Here is a 20205-nt window from a genome sequence, read left to right as displayed (position 1 = left end):
CTCAGCCATGACTGGCACTTCCTCCGCCCCCTCCCTCGACCGCATCCGCGTCGGCTCCGCTCCCGACTCCTGGGGGGTGTGGTTCCCCGACGACCCCCAGCAGGTGCCCTGGCAGCGCTTCCTGGACGAGGTGGCACAGGCGGGCTACCACTGGATCGAGCTCGGCCCTTACGGCTACCTGCCGACCGACCCGGCACGGCTCACCGACGAGGTGGCCTCCCGCGGTCTGGAGGTCTCGGCCGGCACGGTCTTCACCTCGCTGCACCGGGGGCCGGACATCTGGGACGAGACCTGGGCGCACGTCTCCCGCGTCGCCGAGCTCACCCGCGCGATGGGCGCAGCGCACCTCGTGGTCATCCCCTCCTTCTGGCGCGACGACAAGACGGCCGAACTGATCGAACCCGCGGAGCTGACGGCGCAGCAGTGGCAGCACCTCGCGCAGGGGACCGAGCGGCTGGCCCGCGAGGTCGGCGAGCGGTACGGGCTGCGCATCGCCGTCCACCCGCACGCCGACACCCATATCGACACCGAGGAACACGTCGTCCGCTTCCTCGACGCGACCGACTCCGACCTGGTCAACCTCTGCCTGGACACCGGCCACTACGCCTACTGCGGCGGCGACAGCGTCGAGCTGATCGAGCGGTACGGCGAACGGATCGACTATCTGCACCTCAAGCAGGTGGACCCGGAGATCCTCGCCGACGTCGTCCGCGAGGGCACGCCCTTCGGCCCGGCGGTGCGCCAGGGCGTGATGTGCGAACCCCCCGGGGGTGTTCCGGAGCTGGAGCCGGTACTGGTGGCGGCCCAGAACCTGGGCGTGGACCTGTTCGCCATCGTCGAGCAGGACATGTACCCCTGTCCGCCGGACCAGCCCCTCCCCATCGCGGAGCGGACCCGGCGCTTCCTGCGCAGCTGCGGCGCCTAGAGCGTGCCCTGGGAGCCTGCCTCGTACGGGTGAGGGGGCACGCTCACCGGGACGCGACGAGCCGGTCACCAATGTCACCGTTTCACGGGCCGGATGTCACAGCCGTCGCACAGCACCCCGCCGGGGGTCACTCTCCGTCGTTCACCGGGCACAGGCTGAGCGATCACCAGCCACCCCTGGGAGGTGCGAGAGATGGCCGACCGAGATCTTTGGTCGTACAAGGAAATCGCCGCGCACATCAGCGTCCAACCGGACACCGTGCGCTCCTACCGGAAGCACGGGCACCTACCGCCGCCCGACCTGGTGGAGGGAGGCAGGCCCTTCTGGTTCGCCGACACCATCCGCGAGTGGGTCACCCGCAGGCCGGGCCACCGCGGCGGGCACTGAGCCGGGCGACGAAGGAGCTTCGGCCATGACCTCCGGCATATCCCCGACGACACCCGGCATGTCCCCGACCGCCGAGACCCTTGGGGGCGGCACCGCAGGTGCCGCCCCAAGGTGCGTACGGGACGGCGCGGCAGCGGGCCGCCGCGGCACCCTCCGGCCCAGCACCCACTGCACCGCGAGCGCCACCCCGGCCAGCACCGCGGAAGCGCCCACCCCGATCAGCGCGCCGGAGAGCGTTCCGGCCAGCGCCCGGCCGCCCCAGTAGCCGACGCCCACCGAATAGCCCGCCCACAGCAGCTCCGCCAGCCCTGCGCCCAGCAGGAAGCGCCGCACCGGGTAGCCCACTGTGCCGGTCGCCAGACCGCCGACGATCCGGCCGCTGGGCAGGAACCTGACCGCGATCACGAACGGCACCCCGTGGCTCCGGACATGGCCGGCCGTCCACTCCAGCGCCGCCCTGCGGCGCGGACCGGAAGACAGCCACCGGCGGCTCCGTCCGCCCGTGCGCCGCCCGATCCCGTACACCAGCACGTCCCCGGCCAGCGCACTGCCCGCCACGGTCAGCAGCACCAGCGGCAGCGGCAGCCGCCCCTCGGCGGCCAGCGCGCCCGCCGCCGCGATCAGCGCGGAGTTGGGCACCAGCGGCGGCAGGGTGGTGAGCCCCAGCACCGCCAGCGTCATCCACAGCGCGCTCTCCACGCCGACCACCCGCCTTCCACCGGACGCCCCCGCGGCGCCACCCGTAAGCCCCAGCTGACAGGTGAAAGACCAGGGGAACAACCGCCGTCCGACCATTACGGGGACATCTCAGGGGCTGGTCGAGCCGACCCCTAAGGGGATCGCCGTCAGCCGGACGGACGGTGCGTACCGTCGCCCGTCCGCGCTTTGCATATACCCTGCGGGGGTATATCGTTGAGCCCGCGCACACCCCGGAAGCGCCACCACCCGGGCCCTTCTCGCGGCCCGGTCCGAGCGCTCCGTGCTGAGCCTTCCGTACTGAGAGTTGAGGAGTGGATCATGAGCACCGTCACGACCACCTACAAGGTTTCCGGAATGACCTGCGGCCACTGCGAGGGCGCGGTCTCCGAGGAGATCTCCCGGATCGAGGGCGTCTCGGCAGTGAAGGCCGTGGCCGCCTCCGGAGAGGTCACCGTCACCTCCTCCGGCGAGCTGGACGAAGCCGCCGTGCGGGATGCCGTGGACGAGGCCGGCTACGAGCTGGCCGGCCGGGCCTGAACCAGCCCGGCCGCCTCGCCATCACAAGGGGCACCGCCCCTCCATTGTCACCCCGGCCCCGGGCACCCGCACGGCAGAGCAAACCTCTCCCCCACCGCGGAGGACTAGCCATGGCGACGGGCATCGAGGGGGGCGCTCCGCCGCGACGGAGCCCTCTTGCGCCAAGGTCCGCGGCAGCGAAAAGCGCCCCGTCAGCCAGGTCCCCCCACGGGCCCGCCGACGGGGCGCTTTCGATTCCCGGTCACGGATTCCCCCCACGGGATCCTGGCCGGGCGCCTCCTGGGTGTCCGTGCGAGCGGGAGGGCCGCTCAAAGCTCCCCGCGCACGTTCACCGTTCCTTCACCTCGCATCCGTCCCCCAAGACGGATGTGAAGCCGGCGGCGTCGGCTCCGCCGGGAGGCCGACGCCACCCGGTTAGACCTACGAACCCCGCCGATGGTTACCCCCCAATTTCTGTGACCTACGTCTCGTCGTCAATGCGCACAAACGGAAGACCCCGGTCCGTTTGGATCGGGGTCTTCCATTTGTGCTGGTACCGGGGAGAGCGGGGGCACCCCGAGAGCGCGGCGCCGGCGGAGCGGCTCACCCGAAAAGGGGCAGCCCCGAACAGGGCAACGGCTCAGCGCGCCTCGACGGGGACGTAGTCCCGCTCGACGACGCCCGTGTAGATCTGCCGCGGGCGGCCGATACGCGAGTTCGGCTCCTTGATCATCTCGTGCCACTGGGCGATCCAGCCCGGGAGCCGGCCGAGCGCGAACAGCACGGTGAACATGCTGGTCGGGAAGCCCATGGCGCGGTAGATCAGGCCGGTGTAGAAGTCCACGTTCGGGTAGAGCTTCCGCTCCACGAAGTAGTCGTCGGACAGGGCGTGCTCCTCCAGGCGGAGCGCGATGTCCAGCAGCTCGTCGCTCTTGCCCAGGGCCGAGAGCACATCGTGGGCCGCCGCCTTGATGATCTTCGCCCGGGGGTCGAAGTTCTTGTAGACGCGGTGGCCGAAGCCCATCAGCTTGACGCCGTCTTCCTTGTTCTTCACCTTGCGGATGAAGGTGTCGACGTCGCCTCCGGATGCCTGGATGCCCTGGAGCATCTCCAGCACGCTCTGGTTGGCGCCGCCGTGCAGGGGGCCCCAGAGCGCGTTGATACCGGCCGAGATGGAGGCGAACATGTTCGCCTGCGACGAGCCGACCAGCCGCACGGTGGAGGTCGAGCAGTTCTGCTCATGGTCCGCGTGCAGGATCAGCAGCTTGTCCAGGGCGCTGACCACGACCGGGTCCAGCTCGTACTCCTGGGCCGGGACCGAGAAGGTCATCCGCAGGAAGTTCTCCACATAGCCCAGGTCGTTGCTCGGGTAGATGACCGGGTGGCCGATCGCCTTCTTGTAGGCGTACGCGGCGATCGTCGGCAGCTTGGCCAGCAGCCTTATGGTCGACAGGTGCCGCTGCTGCTCGTCGAAGGGGTTGTGGCTGTCCTGGTAGAAGGTCGACAGCGCGCTCACCACCGAGGAGAGCATCGCCATCGGGTGGGCGTCACGCGGGAAGCCGTCGTAGAACCGTTTGACGTCCTCGTGCAGCAGGGTGTGCTGCGTGATCTCGTTCTTGAACGCGCTCAGCTCGTCGACGGTGGGCAGCTCGCCGTTGATGAGCAGATACGCCGTCTCCAGGAAGGTGCCGCGTTCGGCGAGCTGCTCGATCGGATAGCCGCGGTAGCGCAGGATGCCCTGCTCACCGTCGAGGAAGGTGATGGCGGATTTGTAGGCGGCGGTGTTGCCGTATCCCGAATCCAGGGTCACCAGACCGGTCTGGGCACGCAGCTTGCCGATGTCGAAGCCACGGTCACCGACCGTGCTGTCGACGACCGGGTAGCTGTACTCGCCGTCCCCGTAGCGGAGTACTACGGAGTTCTCGCTGTCGCGGTGTTCGCTCACGTCATCCCTCACCGACGTAGTGCCTCTTCTTCGAGGTGCCCTGACTTCTTCCACTCTCCCCTATTCAGCGCCGTGCGGTGCACTGGGGGTCAGCCGGAGGGCTCCATGGTGGCACGCAGTGCCGCCCAACTAGCTATCCTGCACCCTCTTGGCCGCCATGGTCACCCCCTGGCACACATCCCGCCTCCCGAGGAGGAGCCGCCGCGCGCAGCCGGTTGTCGAGCGCCGTACAGCGCCGCCCCGCCGAGACGGTCCGGACCGCCTGGCCGAGCGCCCTGCGCGACCCCACCAGCACCACCAGCCGCTTGGCTCTCGTCACCGCCGTGTACAGCAGATTCCGTTGGAGCATCATCCAGGCACCCGTGGTGACCGGGATCACTACCGCCGGGTACTCGCTGCCCTGCGAGCGGTGGATGGTCATCGCGTAGGCGTGGGACAGCTCGTCCAGCTCGTCGAAGTCGTAGGCGACCTCTTCGTCCTCGTCCGTCAGCACGGTGAGCCGGTGGTCGTCGACGTGCAGCCCGGTGACCACACCGACCGTGCCGTTGAAGACACCGTTCGCGCCCTTTTCATAGTTGTTTCTGATCTGGGTGACCTTGTCGCCCACCCGGAAAACCCGACCGCCGAAGCGCTTCTCGGGCAGCCCGGGACGGGCCGGGGTGACAGCCTGCTGGAGCAGCCCGTTGAGCGCTCCGGCCCCGGCCGGGCCGCGGTGCATCGGCGCCAGCACCTGCACATCGCGCCGCGGGTCGAGCCCGAACCTGGCCGGGATGCGCCGGGCCGCCACATCCACCGTCAGCGCGCCGGCCGCCTCGGTGTCCTCCTCCACGAAGAGGAAGAAATCCTCCAGCCCCTGGGTGAGCGGCTGGGTGCCCGAGTTGATCCGGTGCGCGTTGGTCACCACCCCCGACTGCTGGGCCTGCCGGAAGATCCGGCGCAGCCGCACCGCGGGTACGGGACCGCCCTCGGCCAGCAGATCCCGCAGCACCTCACCGGCGCCCACCGAGGGCAGTTGGTCCACGTCTCCCACCAGCAGCAGATGGGCGCCGGGCGGAACGGCCTTGATGAGCTTGTTGGCGAGCAGCAGGTCCAGCATGGACGCCTCGTCCACCACGACCAGGTCGGCCTCCAGCGGGCGGTCCCTGTCGAAGGCCGCGTCGCCGCCCGGCTTCAGCTCCAGCAGCCGGTGCACGGTGGACGCCTCGGCCCCGGTCAGCTCCGCCAGCCGCTTGGCGGCCCGGCCGGTGGGTGCGGCCAGCACCACCCGGGCATGCTTGGCGCGGGCCAGCTCGACCACCGAGCGCACGGTGAACGACTTGCCGCATCCCGGCCCGCCGGTCAGCACCGCCACCCGACTGGTGAGGGCGAGCCGCACCGCCTCCCGCTGCTCGGGCGCCAGCCGGGCACCCGTACGCTCCGCCAGCCAGCCGAGCGCCTTGTCCCAGTCGACGTCCTGGAACCACGGCAGCCGGTCCTCCGCCGTGCGCAGGAGCCGCTTGAGCTGGGCGGCCAGCGCCACCTCAGCGCGGTGGAAGGGCACCAGATAGACGGCGGTCAGATGGCGTGAGGGGTCCTCGGGGTCGGGCACCGGCTCGCGTACCACGCCGCCCTCCTCGTCGGCGGCGAGCTCACCGAGACAGTCGATGACCAGGCCGGTGTCCACCTGGAGGAGCTTGACGGCCTCGGAGATGAGCCGCTCTTCGGGCAGATAGCAGTGGCCTTGGTCCGAGGACTGGGACAGGGCGTGGCGCAGACCGGCCTTGACCCGCTCCGGGCTGTCGTGCGGGATGCCGACGGACTGGGCGATGCGGTCGGCCGTCAGGAAGCCGATGCCCCACACGTCGGCCGCCAGCCGGTAGGGGTTGCCGCGCACCACGGAGATCGACGCGTCGCCGTACTGCTTGTAGATGCGCACCGCGATGGAGGTGGAGACGCCGACGCCCTGGAGGAAGACCATCACCTCCTTGATGGCCTTCTGCTCCTCCCACGCGGCGGCGATCAGTTTGGTGCGCTTGGGGCCGAGCCCGGGGACCTCTACGAGTTTTTTCGGGTCGGCCTCGATGATCTCCAGTGTGTCGACGCCGAAGTGACTGACGATCCGGTCCGCGATACGTGGCCCGATGCCCTTGACCAGGCCCGAGCCCAGATAGCGGCGGATGCCCTGGATGGTGGCGGGCAGCACCGTGACGTAGTTGTCCACATGGAACTGGCGCCCGTACTGCGGGTGGGAGCCCCAGCGCCCCTCCATCCGCAGCGACTCCCCCGCCTGGGCGCCCAGCAACGCGCCCACGACCGTGAGCAGTTCGCCACCGCCGCGGCCGGTGTCGACTCGTGCGACGGTGTACCCATTGTCCTCATTGGCGTAGGTGATGCGCTCTAGTACCCCTTCGAGCACGGCAGGCTGGAACGTCATGTGACCGACCGTAGCCCTGGACACCGACAGCGTGGCAGCCCTGTGGACACTGCGCCTCCCCGGCGGCCGACCCCCGGACCCCCAGCCGGACAAACCTGACCGAACAGCACAACTAGGCCGGCACACTCTCCTGTGCACAACTCTGGGTTCACCATCGGAACTGTCCGCGTGACCAGTGCAGTTACGTATGCACGAGCATCATCACGATCGTGCATCGGCACCGTTCTCGACTTGCGCCAGCATGCGCACATCACATTGCATGACCGATGTAATCGTTTCCATGCGCAGCGCGGCGCCTCCGAGTGCCCTGCGTCCGGAGGCACTTCCCCCCTCTTCCCAGCTTGGAAAAAGCACGGCAATGGCAGGCATCAAGGACGTCGCGGCACGCGCCGGCGTCTCCGTCGCCACGGTCTCGCGCGTCCTCAACGACCACAGCGGGGTCCGCGAGGAGACCCGCGCCCGGGTGCTGACCGCCGTCTCCGAACTGAGCTACCGGCCCAACACGCTGGCCCGCTCCCTGCGCACCGACCAGACGCGCACCCTCGGGCTGGTCATCAGCGATGTGCTGAATCCTTTCTTCACCGAGCTGGCCCGTGCGGTCGAGGACGCGGCGCGGAGCAAGGGCTACAGCGTGATCATCGGCAACGCCGACGAACAGCTCGCGCTCCAGGACCACCATGTGCGCACCCTGCTGGACCGCCGGATCGACGGACTGCTCGTCTCCCCCGCCTCCGGCGACTCCGTCGCGCTGCGGGAGGCCGCGCTGCTGGGCATCCCCATGGTGTTCGTGGACCGGTGGATCGAAGGTCTGGACGTACCGCTGGTGCGTGCCGACGGGCAGCCCGCCGTTCGCGATCTCGTCGCTCATCTGTACGCCCTCGGACACCGCAGGCTGGCTATCATCACCGGGCCCGTCGCGAGCACGACCAGCAACGAACGGGTCCACGCCTTCCGCTCGGCGCTGCGGGAGCACGGACTGCCGCTGCCCGACGCCTTCATCGGCCAGGGCGACTTCCAGACGGCGAGCGGACGGCGGGCCACGGAGCGGTTCTTCGCGCTGCCCGAGCCGCCCGACGCGATCTTCGCGACGGACAACCTGATGGCGCTGGGCGTCATGGAGCAGCTGCGCACCCGGGGCCTGCGGGTGCCGGCCGATGTGTCGCTGGCCGCCTTCGACGACATCCCCTGGTTCCTGCACACCGACCCCCCGATCACCGCGATCGCCCAACCGACCCAGGAACTGGGCCACCGCGCGGTCGCCGCGCTGACCGACCTGGTGGAGGGCCGGAGCGCCGGTTCCGTCACGCTCTCCGCCCACCTCATAGCGCGCCGCTCCTGCGGCGAAGACGAAAGGACGCGTCGTTGACCACCCCAGACCCGCCCCCGGCACGGGAACTGCTGCGCACGGAGGGCATCCGCAAGACCTTCCCCGGCGTGGTCGCCCTCGACGGTGTCGACTTCGACCTGCGCGCCGGTGAAGTGCACGTCCTGCTGGGCGAGAACGGCGCCGGCAAGAGCACCCTGATCAAGGTGCTCTCCGGCACCTATCGCGCGGACGCGGGACGGGTCCTGCGTGAGGGCAAGGCAGTGCGCATCACGGGCGCCGAGGCCGCGGAGAAGCTCGGTATCGGCACCATCCACCAGGAGTTCAACCTGGTGCCGCACCTGTCCATCGCGGAGAACCTCTTCCTGGGCCGGCAGCCGCGCCGGTTCGGCCTGGTGGACCGCAAGAAGATGGAGGCCGACGCGAAGGTGCTGCTGGAGCGGGTCGGCGTCACCGCTCCCCCGCGCACTCCGGTCGGCAAGCTGGGCATCGCCGGGCGGCAGATGGTCGAGATCGCCAAGGCGCTCAGCCTGCGCACCCGGGTCCTGATCATGGACGAGCCGACCGCCGTGCTCACCGCCGAGGAGGTGAACCGGCTCTTCGTCATCGTCCGCAAGCTGCGGGCCGAGGGTGTGGGCATCGTCTTCATCACCCACCACCTGGAGGAGATCGCCGCCATCGGCGACCGGGTCACCGTGCTGCGCGACGGCCGCAGCGTCGGCCAGGTCTCCGCCCGCGCCCCGCAGGACGAGCTGGTGCGGATGATGGTGGGCCGCAGCATCGAGCAGCAGTACCCGCGCGAGACCGTACAGGCCGAGCAGGCGGCCGCCTCGGCCGCGCCGCTGCTGCGGGTGACCGGGCTGCACAAGAAGGGCGTCTTCGAGAACATCGACTTCGAGGTGCGCGCCGGTGAGGTCGTCGGCATCGCCGGGCTGGTCGGCGCCGGCCGCACCGAGGTGGTGCGCGCCGTCTTCGGCGCCGACGACTACGACGCCGGGCGCGTCGAGGTGGCCGGCAAGCGGCTGCCCGGCGGCGACGTATGGGCCTCGCACGCGGCGGGGCTCGGCCTGGTCCCCGAGGACCGCAAGGGGCAGGGGCTGCTGCCGGACGCGTCGGTCGCGGAGAACCTCGGCCTGGTCACCCTGCGGGAGGCGAGCAGGGGCGGCCTGGTCGACCGTGCGGGACAGCGCAAGGCGGCCTCCCGGATCGCCGACCGGCTGGGCGTACGGATGGCCGGACTCGACCAGCATGTGCGCACCCTCTCGGGCGGCAACCAGCAGAAGGTCGTGATCGGCAAGTGGCTGCTCGCCAACAGCCGCGTGCTGATCCTGGACGAACCCACCCGAGGCATCGACGTGGGCGCCAAGGTCGAGATCTACCAGCTCATCAACGAGCTGACGGCCTCCGGCCACGCGGTGCTGATGATCTCCAGCGACCTCCCCGAGGTGCTGGGCATGAGCGACCGGATCCTGGTGATGTCCCAGGGCCGGATCGCCGGTGAACTGACCGCGCGGGAAGCGACCCAGGACGCCGTCATGGCCCTGGCCGTCGGCACCTCCGCGCCAGGTACGAGCGAGATGGAGGATTCTCCCCGTGGCCATTGACACGCAGCAGCCGGGTCACCGCCTGGACAAGCGCCCCGGCGGCAGCGGGCCGCCCAACCGCGTACGCCGCGTCCTGGAGGACAACGGCGCACTCACCGCGCTCGCCGTTCTGGTCCTCGTGCTGTCGTTCTGGACCGGCAACTTCTTCACCACGACGAACCTGCTGAACGTGGGCGTACAGGCGGCCGTGACCGCCATCCTCGCCTTCGGCGTCACCTTCGCCATCGTCTCCGGCGGCATCGACCTGTCGGTCGGTTCGGTGGCGGCGTTCTCCGGGGTCATGCTGGGCTGGTTCACCACGACCCAGGGCATGCCGGTCTTTCTCGGCGTCGTCCTGGCGATCCTCTCCGGCACCGCCGCCGGACTGGTGAACGGCATCCTGATCTCCTACGGGAAACTGCCGCCGTTCATCGCGACCCTGGCGATGCTCTCGGCCGCGCGCGGCCTGGCGCAGGTCGTCTCCGAGGGCAGCCCGGTCGTGCTGCCCGACTCCCTCACCTGGATCGGCAAGACGATGGGGGAATGGCTGCCGGTGCCGGTCCTGGTGATGATCGCCATGGGCCTGCTGGCGGCGCTGGTGCTCAACCGCACCTACAGCGGCCGTTCGATGTACGCCATCGGCGGGAACGAGGAAGCCGCGCACCTGTCCGGCATCCGGGTCCGCCGCCAGAAGCTGGTGATCTACACCCTGGTGGGCACCTTCGCCGCCATCGCCGGAATCGTCCTGGCCTCCCGGCTCGCCTCGGCCCAGCCGACGGCCGCCAATGGTTACGAACTGGATGCGATTGCGGCCGTCGTCATTGGTGGTGCCAGTCTCGCCGGAGGCGTCGGCAAGGCTTCCGGAACGCTGATCGGCGCGCTTATCCTCGCTGTTCTGCGCAATGGACTCAACCTTCTCGATGTTTCCGCTTTCTGGCAGCAGGTTGTCATTGGGGTAGTTATTGCGCTCGCCGTGCTCCTCGATACACTGCGTCGCCGCGCATGATCTTTATGCGACGGGGGAGCTCGCGTAGTTCATCCATCTGCCGACTGCAAGGAATGCAGCAATGAGCAAGAGAACGAACACGTCTGTCGTCGTCGTGGCCACGGCAGTCGCACTGACGGCAACGGCCTGTGGTTCCGGCGACGGTTCGAGTGGCGGTAAGGACAAGCCCAAGATCGGCTTCGCCATATCCGCGCTCAACCAGCCCTTCATGGTCCAGATGAAGAAGGGCGCCGAGGAGGAGGCCAAGGCACAGGGCGCGGAGCTGAGCGTCCAGAACGCCTCGGACGACGCCTCCCAGCAGGCCAACCAGATCCAGAACTTCACCTCGCAGCAGGTGAAGTCGATCATCATCAACCCCGTCGACTCGGACGCCGCAGCTCCCTCTGTCAAGGCAGCGAACAACGCGAACATCCCGGTCATCGCCGCCGACCGCAGCGTCAACAAGGCCGAGGTGAAGACGACCGTCGCCTCCGACAACGTCGCGGGCGGCGAGAAGGCCGCCAAGGAGATCGCCGACCAGCTCGGCGGCAAGGGCCAGGTTCTGCACCTCCAGGGGCAGACGGGCACCTCCGCCTCCCGCGAGCGCGGCAAGGGCTTCACCGAGGGCCTCAAGAAGTACCCCGGCATCAAGGTCGTCACCAAGCAGCCGGCGGACTTCCAGCGCACCAAGGGCCTGGACGTGACCACCAATGCGATGCAGTCGCACCCGGAGATCGACGCCGTCTTCGCGGAGAACGACGAGATGGCGCTCGGCGCGGTCAAGGCGCTCGGCTCCAAGGCGGGCAAGTCCGTCAAGGTCATCGGCTTCGACGGCACGCCCGACGCGATGAAGGCCATCAAGAAGGGCACCATCAACGCGACCGTCGCCCAGCAGCCGGCCGAGCTCGGCAAGATGGCCGTCCGCAACGCCATGCGCGTCATCGACGGCTCCGACGTCGACAAGGAGATCAAGGTCCCGGTGAAGGTCGTCACCAAGAAGAACGTCGACCGGTTCTCCTGACGGGGACGCGGTTCTCCAGCCGGGAGCCGCTTCCCGGACGGGAGCCGCAGGAACGACAGGCTGAACGGCCCGTCGCGGGCAGCCGCGCCCGCGCGCGGGTCGAGAAGGAGCACCCCGGATGCACGGATACGACCTGCTGGTCGTAGGTTCCGCCAACGCCGACCTGGTCATCGGTCTGGACCGCCGACCGGGCCCCGGCGAGACGGTGCTCGGGTCGGATCTGGTGATCCACCCGGGCGGCAAGGGCGCGAACCAGGCGGCGGCAGCCGCCCGGCTCGGCGCCCGCACCACGCTGTTGGCGCGCGTCGGTGCCGACGCGTACGGCCGCATGCTGGCCGAGGCTCAGCGGGCTGCGGGCGCCGCCTTGTCGGGGCTCCTCATAGGGGCGGCGAAGACCCCCGGCACGGTGGCCAAGGACGGCACCGGCGGTGCCGAGGAGGGCAAGGACGCACCCCCGACCGGCGTCGCCCTCATCACCGTCGACGCGGCGGGTGACAACAGCATCGTCGTCTCACCCGGCGCCAACGGCCGGCTCACTCCGGACGATGTGGCAGCCGCGCACGACCTCTTCGCGGCCGCCGCCGTGGTCTCCCTCCAGCTGGAGATCCCACTGGAGACGGTCACGGCCGCGGCGCAGGCGGCAGCCGAGCACGGTGCCCGGCTGGTGCTCAACCCCTCACCGCCCGCCCGCCTCCCCGAGGACGTGCTGGCCCTGTGCGATCCGCTGGTCGTCAACGAGCACGAGGCACGGCTGCTGCTCGACGGGCAGTCGCCGGGTGCGGGGCCCGAGGAGTGGGCGACCGCGCTGCTCGCACTGGGCCCGCGCAGCGTCGTGGTCACCCTGGGCGCCGAGGGCGCGCTGGTGGCCGGGCCGGCGGTGGGTGCCGAAGTGACGGACGGGATCGGCATGGCGCGGGTCCCCAGCCCGCGCGTGCGGGCCGTGGACACCACCGGAGCGGGTGACGCCTTCACGGGTGCGCTCGGCTGGCGGCTGGGGCGCGGTGACGGGCTGGAGGAGGCCGTGCGCTACGCCGTACGCGTCGGCGCCCTCGCAGTCACCCGCCCGGGTGCGCAGGAGTCCTACCCCAGCGCCGAGGAAGTAGGAACAGCCGGTCAGGAGAGCGCGGAATGAAGAAGTCCGGGATACTCAACCGCCATCTCTCCGGCGCCCTGGCGCAGTTGGGACACACCGACCTCGTGGTGGTCTGCGACATCGGGCTGCCCATCCCCCAGGGACCGACGGTGGTGGACCTCGCCTTCCGCGCCGGAGTGCCCTCCTTCGCCGAGGTGCTCACCGGCCTGGTGGAGGAGCTGGAGGTCGAGGGCGCGGTCGCCGCGGCGGAGGTACGGCAGGCCAACCCGGAGTGCGAGGCCCTGCTTGAGAGCCACTTCCCCGGGCTGGAACTGGTGCCGCACGAGGAACTGAAGAAGCTGACCCGGCAGGCCCGCCTGGTGGTGCGCACGGGCGAGGCGAGACCGTATGCGAACGTGGCGCTGCGCTGCGGAGTGCCGTTCTGAGCCGCTGAGCGCTGTGCCCGAGCCCAGCGGTGGGTGACGATTCTCCGGACTACAGCACGTGCTGGAGATACCTCGCCGCCGTCTCCCGCAGCACTTCGGCGCCGTCCCGCTCCCACAGCGCGGGGTTGAAGATCTCCACCTCGACCGGGCCCCGGTAGCCGGCTGCTTCCGTCCACGTCCGGAAGGCCCGCAGGTCGACCGCCCCGTCCCCCAGCTGTCCCCGGCCCAGCAGCACGCCTTCGGGCAGCGGGGTGACCCAGTCGGCCAGCTGGAACAGGGCGATCCGGCCCCGCTCCCCCGCGCGGGCGATCTGCCGCGGGACCCGCTCGTCCCACCACAGATGGTAGGTGTCCACCACCACCCCGACCTCCTCGGCGGGGAACCGCTCAGCCAGGTCGAGAGCCTGACCGAGCGTGGAGACCACGCACCGGTCCGACGCGTACATCGGGTGCAGCGGTTCGAGGGCCATCCGGACCCCGCGCTCGCGGGCGTAGGGGGCGAGTTCGGCGAGGGCTTCGGCCACCCGCTCCCTGGCGGAGGCCAGATCCCGCTCACCGTCCGGCAGCCCTCCGGAGACCAGCACCAGCACGCGGGTGCCCAGTTCGGCCGCCTCGTCGAGCGCCGCCCGGTTGTCGTCGAGAGCCGCGCGCCGCGCCCCGGCCTCCGCTGCCGTGAAAAAGCCGCCCCTGCACAGCGAGGTGACGGCCAGTCCGTGCTGGCGCATGAGGCGGGCAGCGGCGGCGGGCCCGTAGGAGCGCACCGGATCGCGCCACAGTCCGACTCCGCCGATGCCCAGTTCCGCCGTCCTGCCGGCCAGTTCGGGCAGGGACAGCGGGCGCACGGTCTCCTGATTGATGGAGAGCCTGGCCAGGCCCTGCGCCGGGCTCACTGGGCCACTCCGTGGACGGTGAGCAGCAGCCTCATCCGCTGCTCGGCGCGTTCGGGGTCGGGAAAGAGCCCCAGGGAGTCGGCCAGTTCGTAGGCGCGTGCCAGGTGCGGCAGGGAGCGGGCCGACTGGAGGCCGCCGACCATGGTGAAGTGCTCCTGGTACCCGGCCAGCCAGGCGAGCAGCACCACACCGGTCTTGTAGTAGCGGGTCGGCTGCTGGAAGAGGTGGCGCGCCAGCGGCACGGTCGGATCGAGCACCGCCCGGAAGGCCGTGGCGTCCCCGGAGTCCAGCAGCCGTACGGCGTGCGCGGCGAGCGGGGCCAGCGGGTCGAAGACGCCCAGCAGCGCGTCACTGTGGCCCGCCTCGTCGCCCTCGATCAGCCGGGGGTAGTTGAAATCGTCACCGGTATAGCAGGTGACGTTCTGGGGCAGCCGTCGGCGCAGCGCCACCTCGCGGTCGGCGTCCAGCAGCGAGACCTTCACCCCGTCGACCCGTTCGGGGTGCGCCGCGATGATGCGCAGGAACGTGTCGGTCGCCGCGTCCAGGTCGTCGCTGCCCCAGTAGCCCGCCAGCGCCGGGTCGAACATGGGGCCGAGCCAGTGCAGGATGACCGGGCGGCTCGCCTGGCGCAGCAGTGTGCCGTAGACGTGCTCGTAGTCCTCCGGGCCGCGCGCGGCGGCGGCCAGCGCCCGGGAGGCCATCAGGACGGCCCGTGCGCCGGTGTCCTCGGTGAGTGCCAGCTGTTCCTCGTAGGCTGCGGTGATCGCGGTGAGCGTCTGCCCGGGCACCGCGCCCGAGCCGGAAGGGTGCGGGCCCAGCTGGTCGGTGCCCACGCCGCACGCCAGCAGCCCGCCGACCGCCGCGGCCTCGGCCGCCGAGCGCCGGATGAGTTCGGCGGCGCCCGCCCAGTCCAGGCCCATGCCACGCTGTGCCGTGTCCATCGCCTCGGCCACGCCCAGGCCGTGCTCCCACAGGTGGCGGCGGAAGGCGAGCGTGGCGTCCCAGTCGAGCGCAGCCGGACCGCCGGGCGAGGTGTCGGCCAGCGGGTCGGCCACCACGTGCGCTGCGGCGAGGACCGTACGGGAGGTGAGCGGTACTGCCGCACCGGTGCCGGTGCGGTGGTGGCCGCGTACGGCCTCGGCGGGGGTCTCGCGCGGCTCGTAGCGGCGGGTCCCTCCGGTGCCTGGGTCGGGCAGCCGGATCACAGCGCCAGCTCCGGGACCTCGCAGCGGCGTCCCTCGGCCGACGACTTGAGGGCCAGCTCGGCCAGCTGCACCCCGCGCGCCCCGGCGAGCAGGTCCCACGGGTAGGGCTCGGCGGCCTCCCGATCGGCGACATGGCGCAGGAAGAGCTCCCACTGTGCCTTGAAACCGTTGGTGTCGGCGTCGCCGTCGTTGTCGGGCACCTCCTGCCACTGTTCGCGGAAGCGCTCGGTGACGGGCAGGTCGGGGTTCCACACCGGTTTGGGGGTGCCCGCGCGGTGCTGGTAGCGGCAGCCGCGCAGCCCTGCGACGGCAGAGCCCTCGGTACCGTCGACCTGGAACTCGACCAGCTCGTCCCGGTGCACGCGTACCGCCCAGGAGGAGTTGATCTGCGCCACGGCCCCGCCCTCCAGGGTGAAGATGCCGTAGGCGGCGTCGTCCGCCGTCGCCTCGTAGGGCTCGCCTTGCTCGTCCCAGCGCCGCGGGATGTGGGTGGTGGCGTGCGCCTGCACGGAGGTGACGCGGCCGAAGAGGTTGTGCAGCACGTACTCCCAGTGCGGGAACATGTCGCTGACGATGCCGCCGCCGTCCTCTGAACGGTAGTTCCAGGAGGGGCGCTGGGCGCTCTGCCAGTCGCCCTCGAAGACCCAGTAGCCGAATTCGCCACGCACCGACAGCACCCGGCCGAAGAAGCCGCTCCCGGCCAGCCTGGCGAGCTTGCGCAGACCGGGCAGGAAGAGCTTGTCCTGGACGACGCCGTGTTTGATTCCCGCCCGGGACGCCGCTTGGGCCAGCTCCAGGGCGCCGTCCAGCGTGCCGGCTGTGGGCTTCTCGGCGTAGATGTGCTTGCCCGCCGCGATGGCCTTCTTGAGGGCTTCCTGGCGCGCCGAGGTGACCTGCGCGTCGAAGTAGATGTCGATGCTGTCGTCGGCCAGCACCGCGTCCAGATCGGTGGAGACGGCCTCCGGGTCGAGCCCGTACTCGTGCGCGAGGGCGCGCAGCGCGTGTTCTCTGCGGCCCACCAGCACCGGCTGAGGCCACAGCTTCTCGCCGCCGCCGAGGTCGATGCCGCCCTCCTCCCGCAGCGCGAGGATGGAGCGTACGAGGTGCTGGCGGTGTCCCATCCGGCCGGTGACGCCGTTCATGGCGATCCGGATCGTCCTGCGTGGCACGTGGGCTCGTCTCCCTGCTGTCGCGGCGCGGCGCAGTAAGCGCTTACTACCGCTCACCGTAGCCCCGGCCACAGGCGGCGGCAAGAGACACGGGACGGCCGCAGGGGAGTTGACGCACGGGGCACCGGCACGGCGGCAGCGTGGGAACATGTCCTCGAACAGAACGAGGCGGAGGAACGGATGGCAGTGACCCTGGCGGACGTGGCGGCGCACGCCGGTGTCTCGTCGGCGACGGTCTCGCGGGTACTGAGCGGCAACTACCCGGTCGCGGGTGCCACCAGGAACCGCGTGCTGCGCGCCGTGGAGGAGCTGGAGTACGTCGTCAACGGCCCCGCCAGCGCGTTGGCCGCCGCCAGCTCCGACCTGCTGGGCATCCTCGTCAACGACATCGCCGACCCGTTCTTCGGCATCATCGCCTCCGCCGTGCAGGGCGAGCTGGAAGGCCAGGGCCAGGGCGAAGGACCCGTCCCGCGCAAGCTCGCCGTCGTCTGCAACACCGGCGGCTCTCCCGAGCGCGAGCTGACCTACCTCACGCTGTTGCAACGCCAGCGCGCCGCGGCGATCGTACTGACCGGCGGGGCGGTGGAAGACCCCGAGCACAGTGCGGCGCTCGCCGCGCGGCTGCGCCGGCTGGCTGCCGGCGGCACCCGGATCGTGCTGTGCGGCAGGCCGCCCCTGAGCGACGGCCAGGGCGGCGGCCCGGTGCCCGGTGCGCTGCTGACGGTCGCCTTCGACAACCGCGGCGGAGCGCGTGCACTGACCGAGCACCTGCTGGCGCTGGGCCACCGGCACATCGGCTACGTCGCGGGCCCCGCCGAGCGCACCACCACCCGGCACCGGCTGGAGGGCCACAGCGCCGCGCTGGAGGCGCACGAGAGCTTCGACCCCGCGCGCGCTGAACGGCTGACCGTGCACGGTGGCGGCTACCACCGCTCAGCCGGCTACGAGGGCACCCGCGTACTGCTGCACAGGGCCCCCGAGACGACCGCCGTGCTGGCGGCCAACGACACCGTGGCCCTGGGGGTGTGCGCCGCGCTGCGGGAGGCGGGACTGCGCATCCCGGAGGATGTCTCCGTCGCGGGCTTCGACGACCTGCCCTTCAGCGCCGACGCCTCACCCACGCTGACCACCGTGCGGCTGCCGCTGCAGGAGGCGGGCGCCCGCGCCGGGCGCCTCGCGCTGGGCACGCAGCCGCCGCCGCGGGGCGGTGTGACGACCATCGGCCACGAACTGGTGGTCCGCGCCTCCACGGCGCCGCCCCGCGCCGGGGGTTGAGGCCGGGCTTCCTGAGCGAGGCCGCTCCCGGGCGTCGCGCCCCGGCGCACCCGCCGCTGCCCGCCGCTGCCCGCCGTCCGACACGTACCGCCGGAACCTTGCCGGACGGGAGGGCATCTGGTCGGGTGAGCCCATGCGACTCGCGTTCTCCACTCTCGGCGTCCCCGGCATGCCCGTCCCCGAAGTGCTGCGCCTTGCCGCCCGCTCGGGCTTCCACGGGGTCGAACTGCGCGCCCACCCCGAAGAACCCGTGCACCCCGGACTCGACCGTGCCGAGCGGCAGCGGGTGGCACGCCAGTTCGCCGAGGCGGAGGTCGCCCTGCTGTGCGTCGCCGGGTACCCGCGAGTGGCCGCGAGCGGCGACGACGCGCCCGTACTCGACGAAGTACGCGCGCTGCTGGAGCTGGCGCACGACCTGGGGGCACCGTACGTCCGGGTCTTCCCGGGCGGCGACACCAGCGGCGGCCCCGGCAGCGACACCAGCGGCGGCCCCGGCAGCGGCACCAGCGGCGGCCCTGGCGACACGGAGGGCGACACCAGGGCCGTACGGCGGCTGCGGCAGGCGGCCGAGACCGCCGACGGGCTGGGCGTACGGGTGCTGCTGGAGACCCACGACTCGCACGCCACGGGCGCGGACGCGGCGCGCGTACTGCGCGCGGTCGACCACCCGGGCGCAGGGGCGCTGTGGGACGTGATGCACACCTGGCGCGGCGGCGAGGACCCCGAGGAGACCTACCGGCTGCTCGCCCCGCACCTGGGCTACGTACAGGTCAAGGACATCGCCTCCCGGCAGGACACCACCCCGCTGCCGCCCGGCGAGGGCGTACTGCCGCTCACCGACGTCGCGGAAGTGCTCACCCGCGCGACGGACGCACAGGCGCCCGCCCCCGGGCAGGGGACGGGCGCCGAGTGGCTGTGCTGGGAGTACGAGAAGCGCTGGTACCCACAGATCCGTGAGCTGCCCGCCCTGCTGCCGCAGGTCCGCGCACACCTGCTGGGTCTGCTGGCGGACGCGGCCTAGCGGGCCGCGCGCGTCACGGACGCAGTTCCAGCGTCTTGCGCGGCTTGTCCAGCTTCTTGTCGTAGGCCGTCAGCCGCTTGGGCTTCTTGGCGTGTGCGGCCTTCAGACCCGCGAACTCCATCACCATGCGGGTGGCTTCCACCCGGTCGCTCTCCTTGAGCGTGGCGATCTTCGCGCCGTGGTCCTGTCCGGGTGCCCAGAAGACCGCCGTGTCCTTGGTGTGCCGGCCGGGACGGAACGGCTCGGCGCCCCAGGGGTCGTTCTCGCCGTAGACGAAGAGCATCTGCGAGGAGCGGTGGCGCACCCAGCGGTCGATGTCACGCATCGCCCGGTCGTGCTTGTTGAACGCCATCGGGATGCTGCGCGGCACATAGGTGCGCGGCACGTTCAGACCCGGGTACTTGCGCACGTCGTCGAGGAGGGGCTCCTCGTAGTCGGGCGAACCCAGTTGGGTGCCCGCCTGGTAGTAGTACGGGACGTACGGGGTGATGCCCTGGTCGGTGCCTGCCTCCCAGCCGCCGATCTCGTCGGCCCACTTGTAGAGCGTGTCGGTGGAGGCGTCGGTGGCGGGCACCTGGTCGCACTCGCTCTCCAGGTGGTACTGCCAGAAGCCCCAGACCAGGTCCTGGGAGATCAGCTCGAACGCTCTGCCGGCGCTGCCGGCCAGCTTGAAGGTGTAGTCGTTCTCCTTGGCCCACGCCTTCAGCCGCGGGACCATCTCGTCGCGCCGCTCGAAGATCTCGTGCTGCACGCCGTTCAGGCGGTCACGGCACTCCTTGGAGCCGACGTTCTCGAAGAACTCGTAGTAGGCCGAGTCCTCGCCGTTGCGGACGTCGTTGGGCGCGACATAGGGGACGGTGCCGTCCATGTCGTGCGGGTAGAAGCGGCGGTAGTACGTCGCCGTCATACCGCCCTTGCTGCCGCCGGTCGCGATCCAGTTCTTGTGGTAGATCCGCTTGAGCGCCTTGTAGATACGGTGCTGGTCGCTGGCCGCCTGCCAGATGGTCAGCTTCGACCAGTCGGCCGACTTGGGCCGGGAGGGGGTGAAGAAGCGGTACTCCATGGAGACCTGGTTGCCGTCCGTCAACTGCGTCGGCTCACTGCGGCTGGGGTTGGTGTAGAGGTTGTAGCCGCTGGTGAAGAAGACCGTCGGACGGTTGGTGTCCTTGTGCAGGATGGAGATGCGCTGCTTGAACGTGCCCTTGCTCGGGTGCCGGTGGTCGATCGGCTGCTCGTAGTTGAGCAGGAAGAAGCGGTACCCGTCGACGGGCTTCTCCTCGATGAGGCTCATCCCGGGCACCGCCAGGATGCGGTCCTTGATGTCCGTCTC

Annotated in this window: 14 protein-coding genes and 3 pseudogenes; 10 read left to right on the top strand and 7 right to left on the bottom strand. The window is 70.7% G+C overall.

The genetic code is table 11. From position 1 onward, the window contains the following. Positions 1-7 precede the first annotated feature (7 nt). Positions 8-925: a sugar phosphate isomerase/epimerase family protein gene (locus tag JW592_RS05445; protein ID WP_209263707.1), complete on the top strand. Its 918-nt coding sequence runs from the start codon at positions 8-10 to the stop codon at positions 923-925. A gap of 192 nt (positions 926-1117) precedes the next feature. After that, positions 1118-1312: a helix-turn-helix transcriptional regulator gene (locus JW592_RS32525; RefSeq protein WP_229375208.1), complete on the top strand. Its 195-nt coding sequence runs from the start codon at positions 1118-1120 to the stop codon at positions 1310-1312. A 273-nt stretch (positions 1313-1585) separates the two neighbouring features. On the opposite strand, the pseudogene JW592_RS32520 reads toward JW592_RS32525, so the two are convergent. Continuing rightward, a pseudogene (locus JW592_RS32520) lies at positions 1586-1993 on the bottom strand (VTT domain-containing protein); the annotation flags it as partial. A gap of 315 nt (positions 1994-2308) precedes the next feature. Between JW592_RS32520 and JW592_RS05435 the strand changes: the two are divergent. Further along, on the top strand, positions 2309-2548 hold the full coding sequence (locus JW592_RS05435; RefSeq protein WP_372446456.1) for a heavy-metal-associated domain-containing protein: 240 nt from the start codon (positions 2309-2311) through the stop codon (positions 2546-2548). Between the two features lie 619 nt (positions 2549-3167). Here the strand turns inward: JW592_RS05435 and JW592_RS05430 are convergent. Beyond that, positions 3168-4484: a citrate synthase gene (locus JW592_RS05430; RefSeq protein ID WP_209263705.1), complete on the bottom strand. Its 1317-nt coding sequence runs from the start codon at positions 4482-4484 to the stop codon at positions 3168-3170. Between the two features lie 121 nt (positions 4485-4605). Continuing rightward, on the bottom strand, positions 4606-6885 hold the full coding sequence (recD2, locus tag JW592_RS05425; protein ID WP_209263704.1) for an SF1B family DNA helicase RecD2: 2280 nt from the start codon (positions 6883-6885) through the stop codon (positions 4606-4608). 358 nt (positions 6886-7243) lie between these two features. On the opposite strand from recD2, the gene JW592_RS05420 reads away from it, so the two are divergent. The 5 genes and pseudogenes from JW592_RS05420 to rbsD all read left to right on the top strand — a co-directional run bounded on the left by JW592_RS05420 (position 7244) and on the right by rbsD (position 13316). Next, positions 7244-8251, top strand: a complete 1008-nt coding sequence (locus JW592_RS05420) for a LacI family DNA-binding transcriptional regulator (RefSeq protein ID WP_209263703.1) — start codon at positions 7244-7246, stop codon at positions 8249-8251. Continuing rightward, a complete protein-coding gene (locus tag JW592_RS05415) occupies positions 8248-9813 on the top strand; it encodes a sugar ABC transporter ATP-binding protein (protein WP_209263702.1) in 1566 nt (521 codons plus the stop codon). The genes JW592_RS05420 and JW592_RS05415 overlap by 4 nt, the downstream gene beginning before the upstream one ends. Next, positions 9803-11798 (top strand): annotated as a pseudogene (locus JW592_RS33305) (ABC transporter permease/substrate-binding protein). Before JW592_RS05415 ends, JW592_RS33305 begins: the two are co-directional and overlap by 11 nt. Positions 11799-11916: 118 nt before the next feature. Beyond that, entirely contained in the window at positions 11917-12930 is a 1014-nt protein-coding gene (locus tag JW592_RS05400; RefSeq protein ID WP_209263699.1) for a ribokinase, read from the top strand. Continuing rightward, positions 12927-13316: a D-ribose pyranase gene (gene rbsD, locus JW592_RS05395; protein WP_209263698.1), complete on the top strand. Its 390-nt coding sequence runs from the start codon at positions 12927-12929 to the stop codon at positions 13314-13316. The genes JW592_RS05400 and rbsD overlap by 4 nt, the downstream gene beginning before the upstream one ends. Before the next feature lie 49 nt (positions 13317-13365). On the opposite strand, the gene JW592_RS05390 is transcribed toward rbsD, so the two are convergent. From JW592_RS05390 to JW592_RS05380, 3 genes are read right to left on the bottom strand one after another with little or no spacing between them, the layout of a single operon-like run. Then, the gene (locus JW592_RS05390; RefSeq protein WP_209263697.1) at positions 13366-14205 is read right to left on the bottom strand and encodes a sugar phosphate isomerase/epimerase family protein; all 840 of its coding nucleotides are present in this window, start codon (positions 14203-14205) and stop codon (positions 13366-13368) included. Continuing rightward, positions 14202-15410 carry a dihydrodipicolinate synthase family protein gene (locus tag JW592_RS05385; protein ID WP_209263696.1) on the bottom strand — a complete coding sequence of 403 codons (1209 nt, stop codon included), beginning with the start codon at positions 15408-15410 and terminating at the stop codon, positions 14202-14204. The genes JW592_RS05390 and JW592_RS05385 overlap by 4 nt, the downstream gene beginning before the upstream one ends. Then, the gene (locus JW592_RS05380; RefSeq protein ID WP_209263695.1) at positions 15407-16579 is read right to left on the bottom strand and encodes a Gfo/Idh/MocA family protein; all 1173 of its coding nucleotides are present in this window, start codon (positions 16577-16579) and stop codon (positions 15407-15409) included. Before JW592_RS05380 ends, JW592_RS05385 begins: the two co-directional genes overlap by 4 nt. A gap of 180 nt (positions 16580-16759) precedes the next feature. Between JW592_RS05380 and JW592_RS05375 the strand changes: the two genes are divergently transcribed. Continuing rightward, the gene (locus JW592_RS05375; RefSeq protein ID WP_209263694.1) at positions 16760-17854 is read left to right on the top strand and encodes a LacI family DNA-binding transcriptional regulator; all 1095 of its coding nucleotides are present in this window, start codon (positions 16760-16762) and stop codon (positions 17852-17854) included. 133 nt (positions 17855-17987) lie between these two features. After that, complete coding sequence (locus tag JW592_RS05370) at positions 17988-18875, top strand: sugar phosphate isomerase/epimerase family protein (protein ID WP_209263693.1); 888 nt, start codon at positions 17988-17990, stop codon at positions 18873-18875. A gap of 13 nt (positions 18876-18888) precedes the next feature. Here the strand turns inward: JW592_RS05370 and JW592_RS05365 are convergent. Then, positions 18889-20142: pseudogene (locus tag JW592_RS05365) on the bottom strand (S28 family serine protease); the annotation flags it as partial. Positions 20143-20205 lie beyond the last annotated feature (63 nt).

Origin of the sequence: Streptomyces spirodelae, assembly GCF_017676385.1 — a bacterium.
Classification (GTDB): domain Bacteria; phylum Actinomycetota; class Actinomycetes; order Streptomycetales; family Streptomycetaceae; genus Streptomyces; species Streptomyces spirodelae.
Note: the sequence above shows the minus strand (reverse complement) of the source record. Positions and strands in the feature narration are given on the sequence as shown.

Coding starts and splice junctions, on each gene's coding strand:
- JW592_RS05445 (WP_209263707.1), top strand. CDS start 8: ATGACTGGCACTTCCTCCGCCCCCTCCCTCGACCGCATCCGCGTCGGC.
- JW592_RS32525 (WP_229375208.1), top strand. CDS start 1,118: ATGGCCGACCGAGATCTTTGGTCGTACAAGGAAATCGCCGCGCACATC.
- recD2 (WP_209263704.1), bottom strand. CDS start 6,885: ATGACGTTCCAGCCTGCCGTGCTCGAAGGGGTACTAGAGCGCATCACC.
- JW592_RS05420 (WP_209263703.1), top strand. CDS start 7,244: ATGGCAGGCATCAAGGACGTCGCGGCACGCGCCGGCGTCTCCGTCGCC.
- JW592_RS05400 (WP_209263699.1), top strand. CDS start 11,917: ATGCACGGATACGACCTGCTGGTCGTAGGTTCCGCCAACGCCGACCTG.
- rbsD (WP_209263698.1), top strand. CDS start 12,927: ATGAAGAAGTCCGGGATACTCAACCGCCATCTCTCCGGCGCCCTGGCG.
- JW592_RS05375 (WP_209263694.1), top strand. CDS start 16,760: ATGGCAGTGACCCTGGCGGACGTGGCGGCGCACGCCGGTGTCTCGTCG.
- JW592_RS05370 (WP_209263693.1), top strand. CDS start 17,988: ATGCGACTCGCGTTCTCCACTCTCGGCGTCCCCGGCATGCCCGTCCCC.